Origin of the sequence: Alkaliphilus transvaalensis ATCC 700919, assembly GCF_000621485.1 — a bacterium.
GTDB classification, from domain to species: domain Bacteria; phylum Bacillota; class Clostridia; order Peptostreptococcales; family Natronincolaceae; genus Alkaliphilus; species Alkaliphilus transvaalensis.
Window position 1 is genome coordinate 32,664 of sequence record NZ_JHYF01000015.1, and the last position, 17,394, is coordinate 50,057.

The 17,394-nt window shown below is 31.7% G+C and carries 21 protein-coding genes; all 21 read left to right on the top strand.

Features of this window, described 5'->3' with window-relative positions; translation table 11 throughout:
* The first annotated feature begins 172 nt into the window (after positions 1 to 172).
* The 21 genes from T335_RS0111545 to T335_RS0111645 all read left to right on the top strand — a co-directional run bounded on the left by T335_RS0111545 (position 173) and on the right by T335_RS0111645 (position 17,353).
* Entirely contained in the window at positions 173 to 1,018 is an 846-nt protein-coding gene (locus T335_RS0111545; RefSeq protein ID WP_026477693.1) for an aminoglycoside phosphotransferase APH(3'), read from the top strand.
* Between the two features lie 49 nt (positions 1,019 to 1,067).
* A complete protein-coding gene (locus tag T335_RS0111550; RefSeq protein ID WP_026477694.1) occupies positions 1,068 to 1,862 on the top strand; it encodes an alpha/beta fold hydrolase in 795 nt (264 codons plus the stop codon).
* 152 nt (positions 1,863 to 2,014) lie between these two features.
* Positions 2,015 to 2,308 carry a hypothetical protein gene (locus T335_RS0111555; protein WP_026477695.1) on the top strand — a complete coding sequence of 98 codons (294 nt, stop codon included), beginning with the start codon at positions 2,015 to 2,017 and terminating at the stop codon, positions 2,306 to 2,308.
* 241 nt (positions 2,309 to 2,549) lie between these two features.
* Positions 2,550 to 3,359, top strand: a complete 810-nt coding sequence (locus T335_RS0111560; protein WP_026477696.1) for a GNAT family N-acetyltransferase — start codon at positions 2,550 to 2,552, stop codon at positions 3,357 to 3,359.
* A 184-nt stretch (positions 3,360 to 3,543) separates the two neighbouring features.
* Positions 3,544 to 4,458 (top strand): M23 family metallopeptidase, encoded by a 915-nt coding sequence (locus tag T335_RS0111565; RefSeq protein WP_207640673.1) that lies wholly within the window; start codon positions 3,544 to 3,546, stop codon positions 4,456 to 4,458.
* A 42-nt stretch (positions 4,459 to 4,500) separates the two neighbouring features.
* The gene (locus tag T335_RS0111570; RefSeq protein ID WP_026477698.1) at positions 4,501 to 4,902 is read left to right on the top strand and encodes a hypothetical protein; all 402 of its coding nucleotides are present in this window, start codon (positions 4,501 to 4,503) and stop codon (positions 4,900 to 4,902) included.
* Positions 4,903 to 5,059: 157 nt separating this feature from the next.
* Complete coding sequence (locus tag T335_RS0111575) at positions 5,060 to 5,824, top strand: hypothetical protein (RefSeq protein ID WP_026477699.1); 765 nt, start codon at positions 5,060 to 5,062, stop codon at positions 5,822 to 5,824.
* Between the two features lie 165 nt (positions 5,825 to 5,989).
* The gene (locus T335_RS0111580; RefSeq protein WP_026477700.1) at positions 5,990 to 7,195 is read left to right on the top strand and encodes a hypothetical protein; all 1,206 of its coding nucleotides are present in this window, start codon (positions 5,990 to 5,992) and stop codon (positions 7,193 to 7,195) included.
* A gap of 167 nt (positions 7,196 to 7,362) precedes the next feature.
* Entirely contained in the window at positions 7,363 to 8,151 is a 789-nt protein-coding gene (locus T335_RS0111585; protein WP_026477701.1) for a sugar phosphate isomerase/epimerase family protein, read from the top strand.
* A 176-nt stretch (positions 8,152 to 8,327) separates the two neighbouring features.
* Positions 8,328 to 8,618, top strand: a complete 291-nt coding sequence (locus T335_RS0111590; RefSeq protein ID WP_026477702.1) for a hypothetical protein — start codon at positions 8,328 to 8,330, stop codon at positions 8,616 to 8,618.
* Between the two features lie 149 nt (positions 8,619 to 8,767).
* Entirely contained in the window at positions 8,768 to 9,907 is a 1,140-nt protein-coding gene (locus tag T335_RS22845) for a M23 family metallopeptidase (protein ID WP_051569280.1), read from the top strand.
* A 50-nt stretch (positions 9,908 to 9,957) separates the two neighbouring features.
* Positions 9,958 to 10,149 carry a hypothetical protein gene (locus tag T335_RS0111600; RefSeq protein WP_026477703.1) on the top strand — a complete coding sequence of 64 codons (192 nt, stop codon included), beginning with the start codon at positions 9,958 to 9,960 and terminating at the stop codon, positions 10,147 to 10,149.
* Positions 10,150 to 10,237: 88 nt separating this feature from the next.
* The gene (locus T335_RS0111605) at positions 10,238 to 10,789 is read left to right on the top strand and encodes a GNAT family N-acetyltransferase (protein ID WP_026477704.1); all 552 of its coding nucleotides are present in this window, start codon (positions 10,238 to 10,240) and stop codon (positions 10,787 to 10,789) included.
* 199 nt (positions 10,790 to 10,988) lie between these two features.
* Positions 10,989 to 11,930: a DUF5700 domain-containing putative Zn-dependent protease gene (locus tag T335_RS0111610; protein WP_026477705.1), complete on the top strand. Its 942-nt coding sequence runs from the start codon at positions 10,989 to 10,991 to the stop codon at positions 11,928 to 11,930.
* A 257-nt stretch (positions 11,931 to 12,187) separates the two neighbouring features.
* Entirely contained in the window at positions 12,188 to 12,646 is a 459-nt protein-coding gene (locus T335_RS0111615) for a GNAT family N-acetyltransferase (protein WP_026477706.1), read from the top strand.
* A 419-nt stretch (positions 12,647 to 13,065) separates the two neighbouring features.
* Positions 13,066 to 13,431 (top strand): hypothetical protein, encoded by a 366-nt coding sequence (locus T335_RS0111620; protein WP_026477707.1) that lies wholly within the window; start codon positions 13,066 to 13,068, stop codon positions 13,429 to 13,431.
* A 271-nt stretch (positions 13,432 to 13,702) separates the two neighbouring features.
* On the top strand, positions 13,703 to 14,404 hold the full coding sequence (locus T335_RS0111625; RefSeq protein WP_026477708.1) for a lysophospholipid acyltransferase family protein: 702 nt from the start codon (positions 13,703 to 13,705) through the stop codon (positions 14,402 to 14,404).
* A gap of 111 nt (positions 14,405 to 14,515) precedes the next feature.
* Complete coding sequence (locus tag T335_RS0111630) at positions 14,516 to 14,818, top strand: RNA polymerase alpha subunit C-terminal domain-containing protein (protein ID WP_242837290.1); 303 nt, start codon at positions 14,516 to 14,518, stop codon at positions 14,816 to 14,818.
* Between the two features lie 157 nt (positions 14,819 to 14,975).
* Positions 14,976 to 15,698 carry a hypothetical protein gene (locus T335_RS0111635; RefSeq protein ID WP_026477710.1) on the top strand — a complete coding sequence of 241 codons (723 nt, stop codon included), beginning with the start codon at positions 14,976 to 14,978 and terminating at the stop codon, positions 15,696 to 15,698.
* Between the two features lie 108 nt (positions 15,699 to 15,806).
* On the top strand, positions 15,807 to 16,757 hold the full coding sequence (locus tag T335_RS0111640; protein WP_026477711.1) for a hypothetical protein: 951 nt from the start codon (positions 15,807 to 15,809) through the stop codon (positions 16,755 to 16,757).
* Positions 16,718 to 17,353: a DUF4256 domain-containing protein gene (locus tag T335_RS0111645; protein WP_330371229.1), complete on the top strand. Its 636-nt coding sequence runs from the start codon at positions 16,718 to 16,720 to the stop codon at positions 17,351 to 17,353. Before T335_RS0111640 ends, T335_RS0111645 begins: the two co-directional genes overlap by 40 nt.
* Positions 17,354 to 17,394: the final 41 nt, after the last annotated feature.

Genomic DNA, 17,394 nt, shown 5'->3' on the forward strand with positions numbered 1-17,394 from the left:
AGAAACTCTTTTACTTTACATAGCTATGGTAATATTATGAATTATAAGGATAATATGTATAAAAATAATGCCATACCATATGAATATAAATTCATTGTTATGGTATTATGCAATTTACTTAATTGATACTTATAGTTTAGTATATTTTATATCGAAAGTGAGGTGACTTACAATGAAAACTAGATATCATGAAATAACAACAGATCTTATCAAGAATATTAAAAGGGAAGTTTTAATAGAAGATCCTTATTGCTTATTAAAACAAGAATTTAATACATTAGATGATGCGATACCATTAACTGGAGGTAGAATAAGTAGGGTTTATAAAATTAAGGATGATGGTATTGAGAGAGTATTGAAAATCTCTATGGGATTATATAGGATGACTGAGTTGATGAGAGAAGCTGAGGCACTGAAGAACATAAGTATTGATGGAGGTGGACATTTTATTCCTCAAATATTTAAATCTAAGTCAATGAAAAACTATGCCTACTTAATTGAGGAATATTTTGAGGGGGAAAGTGTTAGAGAAAAATTAATCAATTGTCAAATTGAAGAAGAGAGAGCTAAGATATGGAAAGGACTAGGGCAAATCTTATCAGAAGTACATAATTTCTATAACAGAGAAGATTCAGAGGGCAGATGGCTAGATGAGCAACTTGAGATGTCAAGAATTAACATGGAAAATGATATGATAGATGCTGGAGAGTTTGAAGAAGAACCGCCGGAAAAAATGCTGGAGTGGCTCAATTTAAATAAACCTAAAAGAAAACAGTTATCGCTAATTCATGGGGATTTTCGAACGAAAAACATTCTAATAGATAATTATATGAGATATAAAGTAATAGATTGGGGTTTTGTAGATATAGGTGACCCCTATTATGACTTAGCAATAATTGATTATTATTTTAAATGTAGTGATGATAGAGAAGGTTTTTATAAGGGTTATAAAGCCAATGCTTATAATAAAGGGCTTATAGAGTATTATGATAAGCTAAGCAAATTCATTAATGTATAGAAAATATTAAAAATAAATAGTAAAAATTTTACATGGGATGTGTTTATGAATGTATTATAACAATAATAATGGAACTATTTATTACGAAGTTCATGGTTCAGAAGCATCTCCAACAATAGTTTTTTTACATGGAGTTGCTATGGACTATCGAACCTTTAAAGAACAGATTCAGGTTTTAAAAGATAGCTATCGAGTGATTGTATTAGATCTACCTTACCATGGTAAGTCATCTGGCATAGATGAAAACCTAAGATTTTCTACCACAACTGCAGAGATAACAATAGGACTTTTGGATTCATTGAATATTGAAAAAGCAATAATAGCAGGGGTATCCATGGGAAGCTTTGTTGTACAGCAGATAGCGACAAAATATCCCCATAGGGTAATTGCTACTATTCATATTAGTGGAGGTTCTCTATATCCTAAATATCCTAGCTGGATAAAGATTTTCAATCCTTTTTACTCCTTCTTCATAAATATCTATCCTAAAAAATATTTATACAAGGCATTTGCTAAACACAAGGCAATCCATCCAAGTACAATAGCGTATCTTGAAGAAATCTCCTATAAGTTAGAAAAGAAGACTCTTATTCATTTAATAAAGGAAATGATTAATGATATGGTTCAAGGTATCCATGAACCGCTTAAACAACCTATGCTTTTGGTATATGGAGATCATGAGCTTAGTTTGATTAAAAAATTGTCTACTAAGTGGCATTCTCGTAGCTCCAATAGCTATCTTGTGATGATTAAAAATGCCCATCATATTACACATCAAGATAACCCAAAGGATTTTAATGACACCCTAATATCATATCTTGAGAAACTTAAGGAGATTGTGTAGTGATATGGCAATATAGTTATTAGTTAGATAACCTTAGTCGATTACGAAAGCTTTAAGAGTCCTCTCAATTTCTGAGTGTTTAGTATATTGCTTTTACTTTAGAGCGTTAGAAATCTAATTTAACTATTGAAAGCAGATAGAGGTGATGGGAATTGAAGATACAGAAAAGAAAAATAGCAATAATAATGGTTATTTTGATGATTATAGTGTTGTGGATTAGTGGTATTATTCCTCAACAGATAGGTAAAATGACTGCAATAAATTATATTGAAAAAAATTATGGAGATCAAGGATTAATCTACGTGAAAATGGAGTATTCTTCTGCACATGGAGACTATTTTGCTGTTTTTAAAGATTCTGATGGAGCGTATTATAATTTTCTAATGCATTCAAAACTACTTCCAATAATTGTTCTATACGACCCACTAAATCCTCCAGAGGGATAGTACTAAATGAAAGGGTGTTTTAGCAGATAATAACGCTTTAGAGCACATGACTTGGGCTAAGAGACTTTTTGGTATAGTTATTGTTAGTTTTATTATTTTTAGTTTAAATGTAGTTGTTGTTTTGCGAAAAGAAAAAGAGTATAGTATATAAAATGACAAAAATACTACTAAACTGTTCTTAAATGAAGTAGCTTTAATTACAGAGCCATAAAGAGAAAAAATTATAGGAGATGGTATGATTATGTTGGATTTGATTAAGAAAGCTGAGAAATTCAAATACAAATCATTGGAGTATATAGAATCAGAAGATATATTAAATGCAGAAATATTAGCGGATGATGATGAAGCCTTGGTTATTTATACAAAAGAATCAGAAAGATTAAAAATAGACTGGGCTACAAATTCCCCTACTAAATTAATGATTAGATTAAAGGAATTAATTAATCGTGTGTCCTTTGATCAGGAGATAAAAAAAATACATATAGAATTTATTCCAGAAGAGATTGTTCCGGAACTAGAAGCTTATGGATTTAAAATATCTAGTGAATGGGTTGATTTTTGGAATAACAAATTAGAAAAATCTTGCTATGAACAGGACAAGTCATTAATCATAAGAAATATAATAGATAGAGAATACCACGTTGCTTCCGAAATAACAAAATCTTGTAAAGGTATTTCAAGAGGGTATTATGGAGAATCTGTCGATTGGATTAAAGATTGGTATGAGAAAGAAAATTCACAGGTTTATGTAGCTGAGATTAATAATAAGATTATAGGTGTGTGTTGTGTAAGTTTATATGGTTTTGATAGTTCTAAGGGAACTGTATTATGGATACGTGAGGTTGCTGTTGATCCTAATTATCACTCACAAAAAATTGGACTTAATCTAATGTCTTTTGCCATAGATTGGGGCAAAAAAAATGGCGCTAAGAGAAGTTTTTTAGCTTGTGATATGGATAATAGAAAGGCTATTAGACTGTATGAAGGTCTGGGATATGAAAAGATATCTGAACGTGGTCAAATTAACATGGAAAAAAATATTAATAGATAGATTGATCTTAGCTTAATGAAAATTGTGAGTAATGGTGCAATGGTACATTTTAAGGAAAAGGTCCAACACCTCATCCCCTCAGTAACGAAGATTCTTTAAGTTTGTTTAGCTATGGGGATCAGTTTGAAGAGGTTTGAAACACGAGACTATTAGCTGAAATATATAGAAAAAGGTTGGGAGTTTAATGAAGAATTTAAAGCCAAATATGAAGCAAATAAATTTATTTTCTACTCTAGTTTTAGTCGGGATCTGGATCGCTTTAATACTTGGTAGTGGGATGGTTAGAGTACTAAGTTGGACTATGCTTTTAATCATCATTCCATTAGTGGGGTTCTTCTATTTTCTTATAAGTATATTTATGATATTTAGAAGACTATTCAAAGAAGGAAAAATAAGAAAAGAGGCATTATTTAGCATACTGCTAAGCATTGTTATGATTATTCCTTTTAGCATCACTCTTGGCCTTACAGAAATCGTCTATCCATCTTCCCATGAAGCTTCAGATGACCTTGTTATAGTATCCCCTTTTAAAGAAGATGTCATTATAGGTTGGGGAGGAAATTCAGCACAAGATAATAAACCACATGTGATATGGGCATCAGAGCGTTATGCTTATGACTTGGTTAAGGCACCATATAATACTGGGGCGATAAACCTGAAAGAGTATGGAATATATGGGTTAGAGTGCTTTTCGCCTGTAGAGGGTATTGTAATAGCTGCCTATGATAATGAACCCGATATACCTCCTAACACAGAAACTTTTACTAGTCTTGCAGGAAATCACGTATACATATATGTAAAATCTACTGAAACTTATCTGTTACTTACACACTTTCAAATGGGGACTATCGCAGTATCAGTCGGTGATGAAGTTAAAGCTGGTGATTATTTGGGAAGAGTAGGAAACTCAGGCACCACCTCAGAACCACATCTTCATATACACCATCAGCGCCAAGATCCTACAAAAACAATACATCCAATCTTAGCAGAAGGACTTCCGTTATTGTTTACAGTTAGTTACAGAGCAAATGACGGTAGCCCAGCTAGAATATTAATAAAAGGAGACATACTACCAAGAAATGAAACCTTAAAACCTTAAAACCTAATAGTACGACAGAAGTGAGAAGGGAGGAGTAGTTACATGAAAAAAATATTTGTAATTATACTTATTGGATCAATACTATTCTTTCCTATAAGAGAGTGGTATGGCAGAATAACGATGCCTAACAAAGTGCTTGTGGTAGGAGAACAAGTGGGAGAATTTGCTATTAAGTTCAATAAAGAAGTTCGAGAAGAAAAAAAGATAGCTCAGTATGAGCGTATACTGGGGGAATTAATCTTTGAAGAAAGTGAATGGGTGCCAGAAACCTATCCAGAGTTCGTTCTTAAAATTGTACATAAGGAAGGATATTTTATAGGCTTTCATCATATATGGATTAATGAAGAAGGAGGAACTTTATTAATACCAAACGGTTCAGATCGGAATTATGCAAAACTAACAACTAATCAGGTGAAAGAATTGGAGGAGATAATTGAATACTAGTAGTTAGCGAGCAGCTTAACATTTTCCTAGTGTATTGGCAACAATACGTTATCACGAAATCTTAAAAAACCTCGGCATTAATGTATCGGCAAATGCTTAAATGTTATTTGACAGAGCAAAACACTAAAAATTAAATATTTACCAGAGGTGTGTATATATGAAACTAGAGATTGTTGAACAAAACATTTTAAATTTAGCTTATAAGTATTCAATCTTGAATGATACAGATAAACAGATACTTGCAAAAAAGCTATTTGATAATGGTGCAAGTGACTTTTTGATGGATTTACAATTAAGGATAAACACATTAAGGCTTATAGAAAGTATAAATAATGAAGCTTCTATAAATATAAATGAGTTGTATCAAAATACAAAATATTTTTTTCAACAACATAGCAATTATAGTTATGTACATTTATCTCCCATCTTTTCTTTTCCAACTACTAATTCTAAAGATTATATAAAATTTATTGATAATGAATTAAAAAACGTTAAGAGAAAATGGGTTTCAACAGGTGGACAAGAGGGCAATGCAGTTTACAATAAAATTTTAAAACAAGAATTAATTGTTTTCGATAGCAATACCCCTATGGAAATAAATACAAGATGCAATGGAGTTTATGTAATTGCAAATGAAGAGGGAAAAGTGTTATACGTTGGAAAGCGTGAATCAAAAGGTGATCATGTTATAGTGCGTTTTTTAGATCATTTAGTTCCTGTTAAATCGCCAAGATATCCATATGGTCAACCTTCAAATAATGATAATTTTCTTTGGGACTATTTAAAAGGCTTAAGTATTACGAAAGAGAAAGCTAAATTGCAATGTTTTATTTGTTTCAATTTAAACTTTGATGCGGGTATTCTTGAAAAATACTTATTACGTTGTAAACATAAATATAATAATGTTAAGACACGGTACTAATTTGAATCCATCATATAACCAACATTTGCATAAAGGTGTTGGGAGGAACTAATACATATTTTGTGAAATACTGTGCAGTAAAAAGTTATGAGGTAATTTATGTATAATGTATAGTTCCAATAATTAGTTTAATAGGAATATTTTAGATGAAAGTGGGTTAAATAGATGAACAGAGAAATAAGTAAAAAGATATGTATATTCATATTTATTTTTACTTTTACTTCAATTACATTGTTATTGACTGCCTGCGATAACTCATTAAGAAAGAGCATTGAGAGTAATATTGTTGTATTTGATGAGACAGTTATCCCAACCGAATTAATTGAAAGACTAAAGGATAAAAAAGTAGTAATAGTAGGAGAGTATCACGGGATACAGGAACATAAAGATTTTGTAACGGATCTAATGTTGGATTTAAAATACTATAATCAATTCGATCAACTGCTTCTAGAAATGTCTCATTCGTTAGGATGGATTTTGGAGGATTATACATGGGGACTAATAGACCAACTGCCAGCTTATTTTGAAAAGCTTCCACAGGCAGATATTTCACGCATTAGAGATTTTAACCAAAATGTTCCTGAGGAAGAGAGAATAAGAGTGAGAGCTATAGACATTAACCACAGTCCAACCTTTATAGGAGTCTCTTTAAACACAATGCTTCAAATGGGATTGCTGGAATACAAAGAGCCAGTAGAAGCATTTTTATCTGTCTTTGATGACGACAAAAGCATCATAGAAGATATTATGTTTTATGAACATGTAGAAGAATTTTATTACAAGCTGATAGCTGAAGAAGCTAATTTAATTGAAGTTTGGGGCGAGAGATACTACCACAGGATTTTAGATATTGTAGAGATTGAGCTACAGAGTATTATATGTAGAAAACCCTTAGAAGGTGGAAATGTGCAGTTGCGTAGCCAACTTAGAGAGGATTTTATAAAAAATATGGTAGATGAATACTTAAAGGGAACTAATCATGGTACTATTATTAATGTTGGCTTTTATCATGCTCAAAACAGCCACTTTTTAGGTACAGAAAACAAATGGCTTGGAGAGCATCTTAAACATCAAAGTCCTTACACCAATAATAAGAGCTACTCCCTAGTGGTGGTACCGGTAAAAGGAGAAATTAAATGGGGAGATACTGAATACAAAACAATTGATATTACGAGTAGTGGCAGAAGGGATGAATTATTTAGAATTATCGAAAGTCTAGTTGATGAACGTAGGGCTTTTTTATCTCTAGATGATGTATTATTTCTTGAGAAAGCAATCTATATAAACTATCACTACACTATGCTAAACATCATCCCTAAGGAACAATTTGACGGATTTGTTTTACTTCCTAGGGCAACTAGAATAAAGTAATTCTAATACTTTCGAGATATTAGTTCATAAAGAGAAGGATTATAAGTAGTAATGATTTACTTTTCGTAGAGGATATTCATTATAACATGTTTAAATATTACATATAGGTACTGTATCGAGGTCAAATTTTAAAGATATGACATAAAAAGAAAGATAGGAAGTGGCTTATGGTTACTATTTATGATTGGTTCGGCTATGAACTGCCCAATAAGGAACGTTATCGGTTAATAAAAGAAGCAGGATTTGATGGTGTTTTATTATGGTGGAGTGATGGTTTTGGTCGTGACATCTTTGGTGGGAATGATTACCGCAACGGGCCACAAATTGCACGAGAAGCTGGTCTTTTTATTGAAAATATCCACACACCGGTTCAAAACCAAAACAGCCTCTGGCTTGACAATCTAGACGGTGAAGCCTTAACAGATTGTTATTTACAATGTATTGTAGATTGTGCCAAATTTGAGATTCCGACAATGGTGATGCACCTGCCCAATGAAGACAATCCATATAGTGCATTGGGGCTGGATAGAATTAAGAGAATTACTGACAAAGCTGAAAAGCTAGGTGTCAATGTTGCATTGGAAAATTTACGAAACTTTGCCAATTTGACATATGTGTTGGAGCAAGTGGATTCTCTGCGTATCGGATTCTGTTATGACAGCGGGCATCATTACCGGTATTATCCCGACAAAGATTTATTATCCATGTATGGCTACCGGTTAATGGCATTACATTTGCATGATGACGGCGGAATGTATAATCAACACCAGTTACCCTTTGAAGGTACCATTGATTGGTCCATAACAATGAAAAAAATTGCAGAAACAGGTTATTCGGGTGCTACTGCAATAGAGGCTATGAATTGGGACTATAAGGACTTATCGGCAGAAGAATTTCTACAGAAAGCGTTTGAAGGAGCAAAAAGACTGGAAGCGCTAAAGCTTTATACATCATGAAGATAAAAAAACTCATGTAACTTTGTGTGGACTATTTTGAGGGCTAGTTTAAAGTTGTAGAAAAACAACGATATTAGTTGAAAACCCATTAGCAGAGTAGGATGTTAAGTTAATCTTTTTATTTGTTGATACTGAACAACAGATGAAAAATGTGTAATAAAAGGGGGCTGTACAAAATGCTATTCGTTATAAGGATAATTTTAATCGGGATATTTTCCCTTAGTGTACCACTGTTAGTAAAGAAAGATTATTTCAAACGATCTCAAATATTAATCGGGATAACATGGTTACTTTTACTAATCATTGGTCCATTTAAAGGTTTTTCACAAGAAGATTTAATTGCTATAATGTTATTCTTTTTCCCTGGATGGACTTTAGGCTCGTTAATAGCTTTTTGGAATCATATGCAGGTAGAAATAGAAGAGGCAAGGCTTCTACATGAAAGACTTCGACACAAAAAAGAGTAATAAGCTCCTTTTGTACACCCTAGAGAAAAGTAATGAAGGACTTTTCTCCAATGATGAGGGCATCGAGAATAGATGGAAGGTCACACACACAATGTGACATCTATATAATACCATACAGATTTAAGATAATTAGGAAGGGATATATTTATATGAATAGAAAAACCTTATTTTTAATTTTAAAAAAAATATCGGAGGTATCATTGGTACTTCAAATAGTGCTGATGGTAGTAGAGCGAACTATATATCCACCACAAGATTTAGTAAACATAATTAGAATTCTGCTTATAACAGGATTTATCCTTGCTGCCCTAGCTCTTCCGTGGGTGAAAAACACTAGTTCATTGCTGAAAATCCTAAGTTTGATGGGAATAATTCTATATTTTATAGGTTTATTATTTTCAGATTTTTATATCTTAATAGCTATAGCAATTTTGATTGGTGTTTTAATGATTTTGTTAAGCGATTCTTTTGAGGGTACTAAAGATGGAAATAATAAAAAAGAGCCTTTTCCACTACCAGAACCAGCTGAAAGGTCTGGTAATGCTAAAACTCTTATTAAATACTTTACTTCTACAATGTTGACTTTATTAAATCCATTTCAACTTGTACAAATGATTTACCAAATTATAGGGATGATACGTCTTTCAAAAGTTGAAGATTTTCAGCAAAAGGGTAAATATACGTTACCGTTTACAGATGAATGGTTAATTTTAAATGGTGGTATTGAGAGAAAAGATTCTCATTCATGGGATGTTATAAATCAACGTTATGCCTACGATTTCGTAGTAGCTGATTCGAAAAATAAGCGACACGTAAATAATGGAGATAATCTTAAGGATTATCATTGCTATGGTAAAAGTATTTTATCTCCTGCAGATGGAAAAGTGATAAAAATTAAAGATGGCATTAGAGATTATCCAAAACCAGGCACTATGACATTAGACTTTTTGGCGAAAGATTTTAGAGGAAACTTTGTAATGATAGAACATGAAGATAAAGAGTATTGTTTTATGGCTCATTTTATACCTGGAAGCTTTGAAGTAAAGGAAGGGGATTTAGTAAAAAGAGGACAAATAATTGGGAAATGTGGAAACTCAGGACACTCAACAGAACCACACCTGCATTTTCATTTTCAAGATCACCCTAATTTTTATTTTGGTAGAGGAATCCCTATTAAATTTAGCAACTTAAAAATTAACGGAGAAGATAAAATAGATGCATATGTAAAAAAAGAGGATAGAGTTGCGCCAGTAAATCATGACATGTTTATCTATCATACTCGTATGTAAATTATTCCATGGTGTGATATTATGATGATACAACATCTAAGAGCAAAGTTTTGAAATGCCTCAATAATAGTGCTGAGGATAGCTTAGATTTCTTGAACAATACTGAATTGAATGAAAAACAAACAGAATTACTTCTAGCTTTATTAGAGCATGAGATTCAGCATCATGGCCAGCTGATTAGATATTTCTATGGGAATGAACTTATTTTTCCTAAAAGTTGGAATGAGAGATATACTGTTTAAGTTTTTGATACCTATGGGGACTAAAGCGGTCTAATTATTTCTTGGAGTATTTTTGATTTTATTCTTTTTACATTGGGGGAGTGAGCTAATGATTAATATTAGAGAATTGACTGAAGAAGATATGCAACAAGCGATGGAATTAAAGGTTATGTGTTGGACGGAAGAATTGGCGGGAAAGGCTGAAAACACCCTCTCTGTTTCTCAAGAACTTGACTTTTGGGCGAATTGGAAGAATACTGCCCAAGAACATGAGGATATTCGTTTGCTTATTGGTGCATTTGAAGAGGATAAGATGCTTGGAGTAGCTTTTTGCAGTTTTGCTGAGACTTACGATATCCCTGAAAAAGGGATAGAACTAAACGGTCTTTGGGTGTATCCAGACCATCGAGGAAGAGGAATTTCTCTAATGATGATAATCCATGCATTAGATTTTTATTTAGCTAAGGGGATGGAGAAGATTGTTATATATAATCCACATTATTCACCATCCAATGGCTTTTATCATAAACATGGCGCACAGGTTGTTAGACAAGAGTATCAGATGGAGGGTATGCTTTTAGTGGATATATTCTTAGGAGACATGATATTAATGAAAAATAACATGGAAAAGTCACTAAAAAAATATAAGTTGATGTGTTAATAAGCAATATTATATTGGTTATTTATCTTTGGTTTATAAAATCAAACAGGTAACAAGTAATTAAATTAACCGATAACCAAGCCATTTTAATTATTGGAGATAACATTACTATTTTAGAGTAGATTGGAAATGAATTTATATAGTCAATAGTGGGGGAGTGTTATTACTCCTACAAAATGTTAATGAGGGGTGTAATGATATGAATCTTAGGTTTGAAGGACTAGAAACTTTAATTCAAATTTTTGAGGAAGATAGTTTTAATGAAGAACTATTTGTGGAATTTATAAACTGTGAGCAATTCAAAGGGTTTATCGAACATGAAAAGAATCTTCATAGACAAACTTCAGAGGAGAGTATAAAAAGTTGTCTAAAGTTAACATTAGCAGGAAGTGGAGCTAAAGAAACTTATGGATTTAACTATATTGCAAAATATAAATCTCAAATTAAAGATAAGATTAGTGAGTTAAGAAATAATAGTAAAGAAATACAACAAGTACTACGGGAAAGAATTAGTAGATATGCTCCTTTAGATATTTATGAAGATAATTTTACGATACATATATATGGAGGGGGATGGGATTATGGTTTTTCGGAAAAAGATGGTGAATGTTATATAAATCTAGCTTTATTAGCTGACGATATAGAATTTTTAGAAGATATAATGGCTCATGAATATTATCATTCTAGAAGAAGGGAAGCTGAAATACAGCCCTATGATTTTACAAAGGAAAATTATTTGAAGACTTTTATGTATCATATTATGGAAGAAGGGGTAGCTACTTTAGTTCAGTTTGAATATGAAAAAAAGTATGATGGGTTTGCATTTATATCTAAAGAAAGATTTGATAAAAGATTAGAATATTTTCAAAACCTAGATAATTGTATTAGAGAATGCGAAATAAAAAATAATTTTTCAAACGAAGCTGTATTCGGGTATTTTCAAGACTCTATACCAAATTACATAGTAGGATATTATATTGCACAAGTATTGTTTCAAGAAGAAGGTAAGGGTGGATTAGAGTTATGGAATCGTAATTGCAATTATGTAGATTCCTTCAAAAAATATATTAATATTTTAAGATGCAAAGGGCTGGGTAGTGGTTTTTCTATGGAAGTAGAGGACTACATACTAGGTTTGTAGCATGTAGAGTAATTATATATTTAGGATAATTTGGTACAAATTTAAGGATATGCAACAATGCAGTGCTTAAAGTGATAGAAGATAGAGGAGGTAAGGGGATGTTAACGATGATCATTTCGATAACCGGAGCTTTTAGAGTTGGGAAAAAAAACATCTGTAAATAAATTATTGGATTCAGTTGATAGTAGTATGATTTTTGACCCTGAAGAAGTTAGATTATCGGAAATGCCTATTAATTAATAGAAGGAGTAGATAATGTGACATTATTTATTGAAAGAGCAAAATTAGAAGAGGCAGAAGTGCTTTGGACAATACAAAAAAGAGCATTTATTAGTGATATGCAAAAATATAATGATAAAATGAATCCATATAATGAAACGTTGGAAAGGCTTAAAGAAAAAATACAGAATTTTATCTATTTTTCAATATATCTTGAAGACGAAATTATTGGAGGTGCTGATATACGAAAAAGAAGTGAAAGCCATTACCGATTAAATAGAGTTTATATTGACCCATCATATCATAATAGGGGTTATGGATTTAATGCTATTAAATTAATCGAAGACTATTTTCCAGAAGCAACAAAATGGGATCTTGATACACCTCACCTTAGTCTTGCTAATCATCACTTGTACGAGAAATTGGGTTATAGGAAGATAGCTGAACATAAGATTTCTAATGATTTGACCTTGTTTGATTACTTAAAGGAAGTGTAAAAGTTTGAAGCATAGCTAGTTCTCTTATGTTAAAATAATTAAAGTAAAACTGTTTTATTCGATATAAAATATATATTTTCGGTGTAATAACCTTTTATTTTTATAGAAAGTACTTTGATTTGCTGCATTAGAGATAATAAGCCTTCTGTATTAATAAAAAGTAAAATTAGCAAAGTGATTATTCTAAATGTTCATACAATAATCTACGTGGGTATGGAACAGGGATACATTAGAAGGCAATTAGACTATGTTTAAGTAGAATTATATAGGTCAGCATGTAAAAGATTTCCACATGAAGATTATTTACATGGTGGAGTTACTGATATTAGGGATAGCACTGAGGGATAAGAATGTTTAAAGTTGTGATATCTTATGTTGGTATTTTAAAATAGATAAATAAGAATTTGAGGTGTAATACCATGGATAAATATACAAAAGAAGAATTACTAAAAGCACTAACAGTTGTATCTTCAACGATTTGTAAATGTGAAAAAGCACAGCTAAAATTTGCAGAGGGCACATCTCAGCATACACTTCTTAAAAACAGGATAAAAGCAATGAATATTTCAAAATTAATAATAACAGATGAAGATGTTACAGACAAATATTCAAAAGAAGAATTGACAGAAGCTCTACCTCCAGTATCTTCAATTATTAGTAAATGCGAAAAAGCACAGTTGAAATTTGTGGAGGGTACACCTCATCACACTCGCCTTAATAACATTATAAAAGCAATGAATATTTCAAAGTCATTAATATTAGATACAGTTAGTAAAATAAGTTAATATCCACATTATTATATGAATAGATAGATACTACTAATTTCCCATATATTAGACAAAAGATAAGCTAGGACCATTTAATTATTGGAGATAACTGCATCAAAGCAACATTCTGGATTGAAGGTAGATTTAGAACTTGTAAATATAGTAAAATAAATGAATCAATAGTTTATATTACATATTGCTTAGTTAAGGAGAACAATCGTTGAAAACACTGATTTTCGTGTTTAATCGGTAATTTTTAAGTATAGAAATATTCAGGAGGAATAAGGCAATGATATCCACTACAACAGCAAAAATGATAAGTATGCTTCCAGATAAACTTGTAGCATACATATCTAAAAAAGTTACTGATCATTATTTAAAAAAATACGCTAATATAAACCTACAGGGAAGGGAAAATCTGATGGGAATAAAACTCCCTACTATTTTTATATCTAATCATTTAAGTAATTCAGATGGATTAGTATTAGCCAAGGTTTTAAAAGAAATTGATCCAACTTTTGTAGCAGGTATAAAGCTTTCAAATAATGCTGTTACAAGTATAGGTGTAAATGGTATAAAGACTATAAATATAAAACCTAATACTGCTGATAAAGAGGGTCTTAAGAAAATTATTGAGCTTATCAAACATGGAGAAAGTTTATTAATTTTCCCAGAAGGAACAAGAAGTAGAGTAGGTAGTTTGATAGAGGCAAAGAAAGGAATATTTTTGATCGCAAAAATGACAGGAGCTCCTATTGTACCTATCGGATTATATGGGACGGAAAACCTTTTGCCTATAAATGAAGAAGGAGATATGAGTTCAGAAACCTTTAATTATGCGGATATTTATATCAATATTGGAAAACAATTTGAATTTCCTAAGAGAGGAAAAGAGGAAGATAAAAAAGAATATGAAGAATTTTCCACAAAATATATAATGAAGAAAATAGCAGAATTGTTACCTGTTAATTATAGAGGAGTTTATAAATAAGTAGTTTAAAATAGTCTGCTGAATAGCTGGCAAAACGCCCAAAATTGAAATATATAACATTGAATCTACCTAAGGATAAGAAATCCTATAGGGATATTAGGAGGAGGAATTATGATGAAACCAGAAAAAAAATTAAGAGTCTGTGAAAAAGGCCATAAGTATTACAAAAATAGTGACTGCCCAAGTTGTCCTACTTGTGATAAAGAAAATAAGCCAGAAAATAACTTTCTATCGAAACTAAGTGCACCAGCCAGAAATGCCTTAGTTCATGAGGGAATTGATACTTTAGATAAACTCTCAAAATATACCGAAAAAGAAATTTTAAAAATTCATGGTATTGGCCCAGCTTCATTACCAACTATGAGAAGTTCATTAGAAGAAGCTGGGTTGTCATTTAAAGACTATATTAGATAAAATTGTTTTTGTTTATTATGGTGGGAAAGGGTTTTAGATAAGATTAATCTTGATAGCTCATTTAATTTTAAAGGGTGTAAGAGGATATTCTTTTGAAGATAACAATATCCAGTAGCATTAAGCAAAGATTTTTATTAAAGGTAGGGAGAGATAATATATGTTAAGAGTGAATAAAATGTTTACTATATTATTTCTAGTTGTAATGACAATAATCTGTTTACCTAACATTGCTTATGGAAATTCTGCCGAACCACCATCGATATTAATTATTGTACCTAATCCACCAGATGATTTAGAGATAAGCATTGAATTTGGCGGTCGTTTTACACAAGCTAGGAAAACAGACAAAGTAATTGAAAAACACTACACTTTTTATTCCCACGAAATTAAAGGCTTTGAAGAATATGTATTCAACATTAATACAGGAAATAACAATTATAAGATTACCTTAGATAAACCACTGCAAAAATATAATAATATTTATACATTAAATTTAAATTCACAAAGGTTAATTCAAGGGAAATCAGTGTCAAGGTCTATCCTATTAGTCTCATTTCGTTTAACTTTGACACTTATTATAGAGGGAGTAGTTTTCTGGCTATTTGGGTTTAGACGGAAAAGATCATGGATAGCTTTTTTAATAATAAATTTGATTACTCAAGGATCGCTAAACCTTTGGATCAATAGCTTTACTCCTACAACTAGCTATTTAATATTTGGCTTAATATTTATCGAAATATTCATAATAATAGCTGAAGTGTTGTTCTTCTTAAATTTGACAAAAGAACATTCTAAAGTTATTACAATATCCTATGCTATTGTAGCAAATATTTTAAGTTTGATTGTTGGTGGTTATGCCATTACAGTGCTTCCCATATAGTAAAGGAAAACTGTTAAAATACCACATCCCTAAGCTTGAAATAAGTTTTCATTAAGAAAAATATCTAAGGGGATTTTTCACTAACTTTTTAGATAGGAGGGAAAATATTTGATTACGGGAGAAGAATTATTAGAAATGAATCTAGATCCTATACCCAAATATCGATTAATGAGAGATGTGCTCAAATTAAAGTCAGATAACAAAGAATTAATCAATGCTAAATATGATGTTTTACAAACTAAATGGGTAAAAGAAATTACAAAGCTCCAATGGGATGATGGATCATGGGGACAATTTCATAGTTTGAGTCAATCTTCTAGTTCGGTAATGACAACAGAACAAGCCTTACGAAGATTACTTATCTTGGGTTTAGATAAGGAGGACGAGCCCATCAAAAAAGCCCTTGCTTATATGGAGAAATATTTACTTAGAGAAGTAGATTTGAGGGATTATAAAGAAAAGAAGCACGATTGGGATTTATTAACTAGATTGTTTGTTGCAGCATGGTTGTTAATAATTGATCCATCAAATGTACTAGCGTTAGAAATAGCAAATGACTGGGCCAAAATCATAACTTATGGGTTTTCAGAAGAAGCCTACAATCATGAATATTATAAAGAAGCTTATTTTGACGTACATAAATCATCAAATGAAAAACATATGTGGGGATTTCAGAACTTTTACATTGTTGCTTTACTATCTAGAATTTTACCAAGGGACATTGAAAATAAGTTTCTAGATTTTATACTTAATTCAGAACAAGGCATTTACTATATTTATGATAGTAGTCTTAATGTCCCACCAGATAATTATTGTTCCAAACAAGCAAGTAGATTTATAGGGGCATTTGAGTTATTAAGTAATTATCATTTATTGTCAGGAAAATGTAACCATCTTATTAAATGGATTAATGAAAATTCTTCCAGAGACGGTTTTAGGGATATGGGGCAATCAGTTAAAGACCATATATATTTTCCATTATCTAATTCATGGAGAAAAACTATAAATAGAAAGTTAGATTGTACTGTCAGGATGCAAATTTTACTAACAAATTTATAGAAGGGGAGATTAACATGACAAATGGTAATAAAATCATAAATAAAAAAGAGTTGCCACAAGAACAACGCAAAGAACTTCTTAGAACATTGGAAGTTCGTTTTGAGAAAAACATGAATCGCCATAAAGGTCTAGAATGGTCAGAAATACAAGCAAGGCTGGAAGCTAATTCTGAAAAACTATGGTCACTTAATGAGATGGAAAGAACAGGAGGGGAACCAGATGTTATAGGCCATGATAAAGAGACGGGAGAATATATTTTTTATGATTGTTCAAAGGAAAGCCCTAAAGGTCGTAGGAGTATTTGTTATGACCGTGAGGCACTGGATTCAAGAAAAGCACATAAACCTGAAAATAGTGCGGTTGATATGGCTGCTACCATGGGTATTGAACTTTTAACAGAAGAAGAATACCGAGAACTGCAAAAACTTGGAGATTTTGATATGAAGACCTCCAGCTGGGTGAAAACACCTGCTAATATTAGAAAACTTGGTGGGGCAATCTTTTGCGATCGTCGTTATGACACTGTTTTCGTCTACCACAATGGAGCAGAATCCTACTATGCTGTCAGAGGCTTCCGTGGTTCCTTAAGGGTTTAAATTAGTGGCAAGTTAAAGATTATACTGGCGGGGATAGCATT

Bases quoted from the DNA above. Each gene is read 5' to 3' on its own strand.
- T335_RS0111630 (WP_242837290.1), top strand. From the start codon at position 14,516: ATGATGAAACCAGAAAAAAAATTAAGAGTCTGTGAAAAAGGCCATAAG.
- T335_RS0111620 (WP_026477707.1), top strand. From the start codon at position 13,066: ATGGATAAATATACAAAAGAAGAATTACTAAAAGCACTAACAGTTGTA.
- T335_RS0111580 (WP_026477700.1), top strand. From the start codon at position 5,990: ATGAACAGAGAAATAAGTAAAAAGATATGTATATTCATATTTATTTTT.
- T335_RS0111550 (WP_026477694.1), top strand. From the start codon at position 1,068: ATGTATTATAACAATAATAATGGAACTATTTATTACGAAGTTCATGGT.
- T335_RS0111610 (WP_026477705.1), top strand. From the start codon at position 10,989: ATGAATCTTAGGTTTGAAGGACTAGAAACTTTAATTCAAATTTTTGAG.
- T335_RS0111585 (WP_026477701.1), top strand. From the start codon at position 7,363: ATGGTTACTATTTATGATTGGTTCGGCTATGAACTGCCCAATAAGGAA.
- T335_RS0111635 (WP_026477710.1), top strand. From the start codon at position 14,976: ATGTTAAGAGTGAATAAAATGTTTACTATATTATTTCTAGTTGTAATG.
- T335_RS0111545 (WP_026477693.1), top strand. From the start codon at position 173: ATGAAAACTAGATATCATGAAATAACAACAGATCTTATCAAGAATATT.
- T335_RS0111570 (WP_026477698.1), top strand. From the start codon at position 4,501: ATGAAAAAAATATTTGTAATTATACTTATTGGATCAATACTATTCTTT.
- T335_RS0111575 (WP_026477699.1), top strand. From the start codon at position 5,060: ATGAAACTAGAGATTGTTGAACAAAACATTTTAAATTTAGCTTATAAG.
- T335_RS0111605 (WP_026477704.1), top strand. From the start codon at position 10,238: ATGATTAATATTAGAGAATTGACTGAAGAAGATATGCAACAAGCGATG.
- T335_RS0111560 (WP_026477696.1), top strand. From the start codon at position 2,550: ATGTTGGATTTGATTAAGAAAGCTGAGAAATTCAAATACAAATCATTG.
- T335_RS0111565 (WP_207640673.1), top strand. From the start codon at position 3,544: ATGAAGAATTTAAAGCCAAATATGAAGCAAATAAATTTATTTTCTACT.
- T335_RS0111590 (WP_026477702.1), top strand. From the start codon at position 8,328: ATGCTATTCGTTATAAGGATAATTTTAATCGGGATATTTTCCCTTAGT.
- T335_RS0111625 (WP_026477708.1), top strand. From the start codon at position 13,703: ATGATATCCACTACAACAGCAAAAATGATAAGTATGCTTCCAGATAAA.
- T335_RS22845 (WP_051569280.1), top strand. From the start codon at position 8,768: ATGAATAGAAAAACCTTATTTTTAATTTTAAAAAAAATATCGGAGGTA.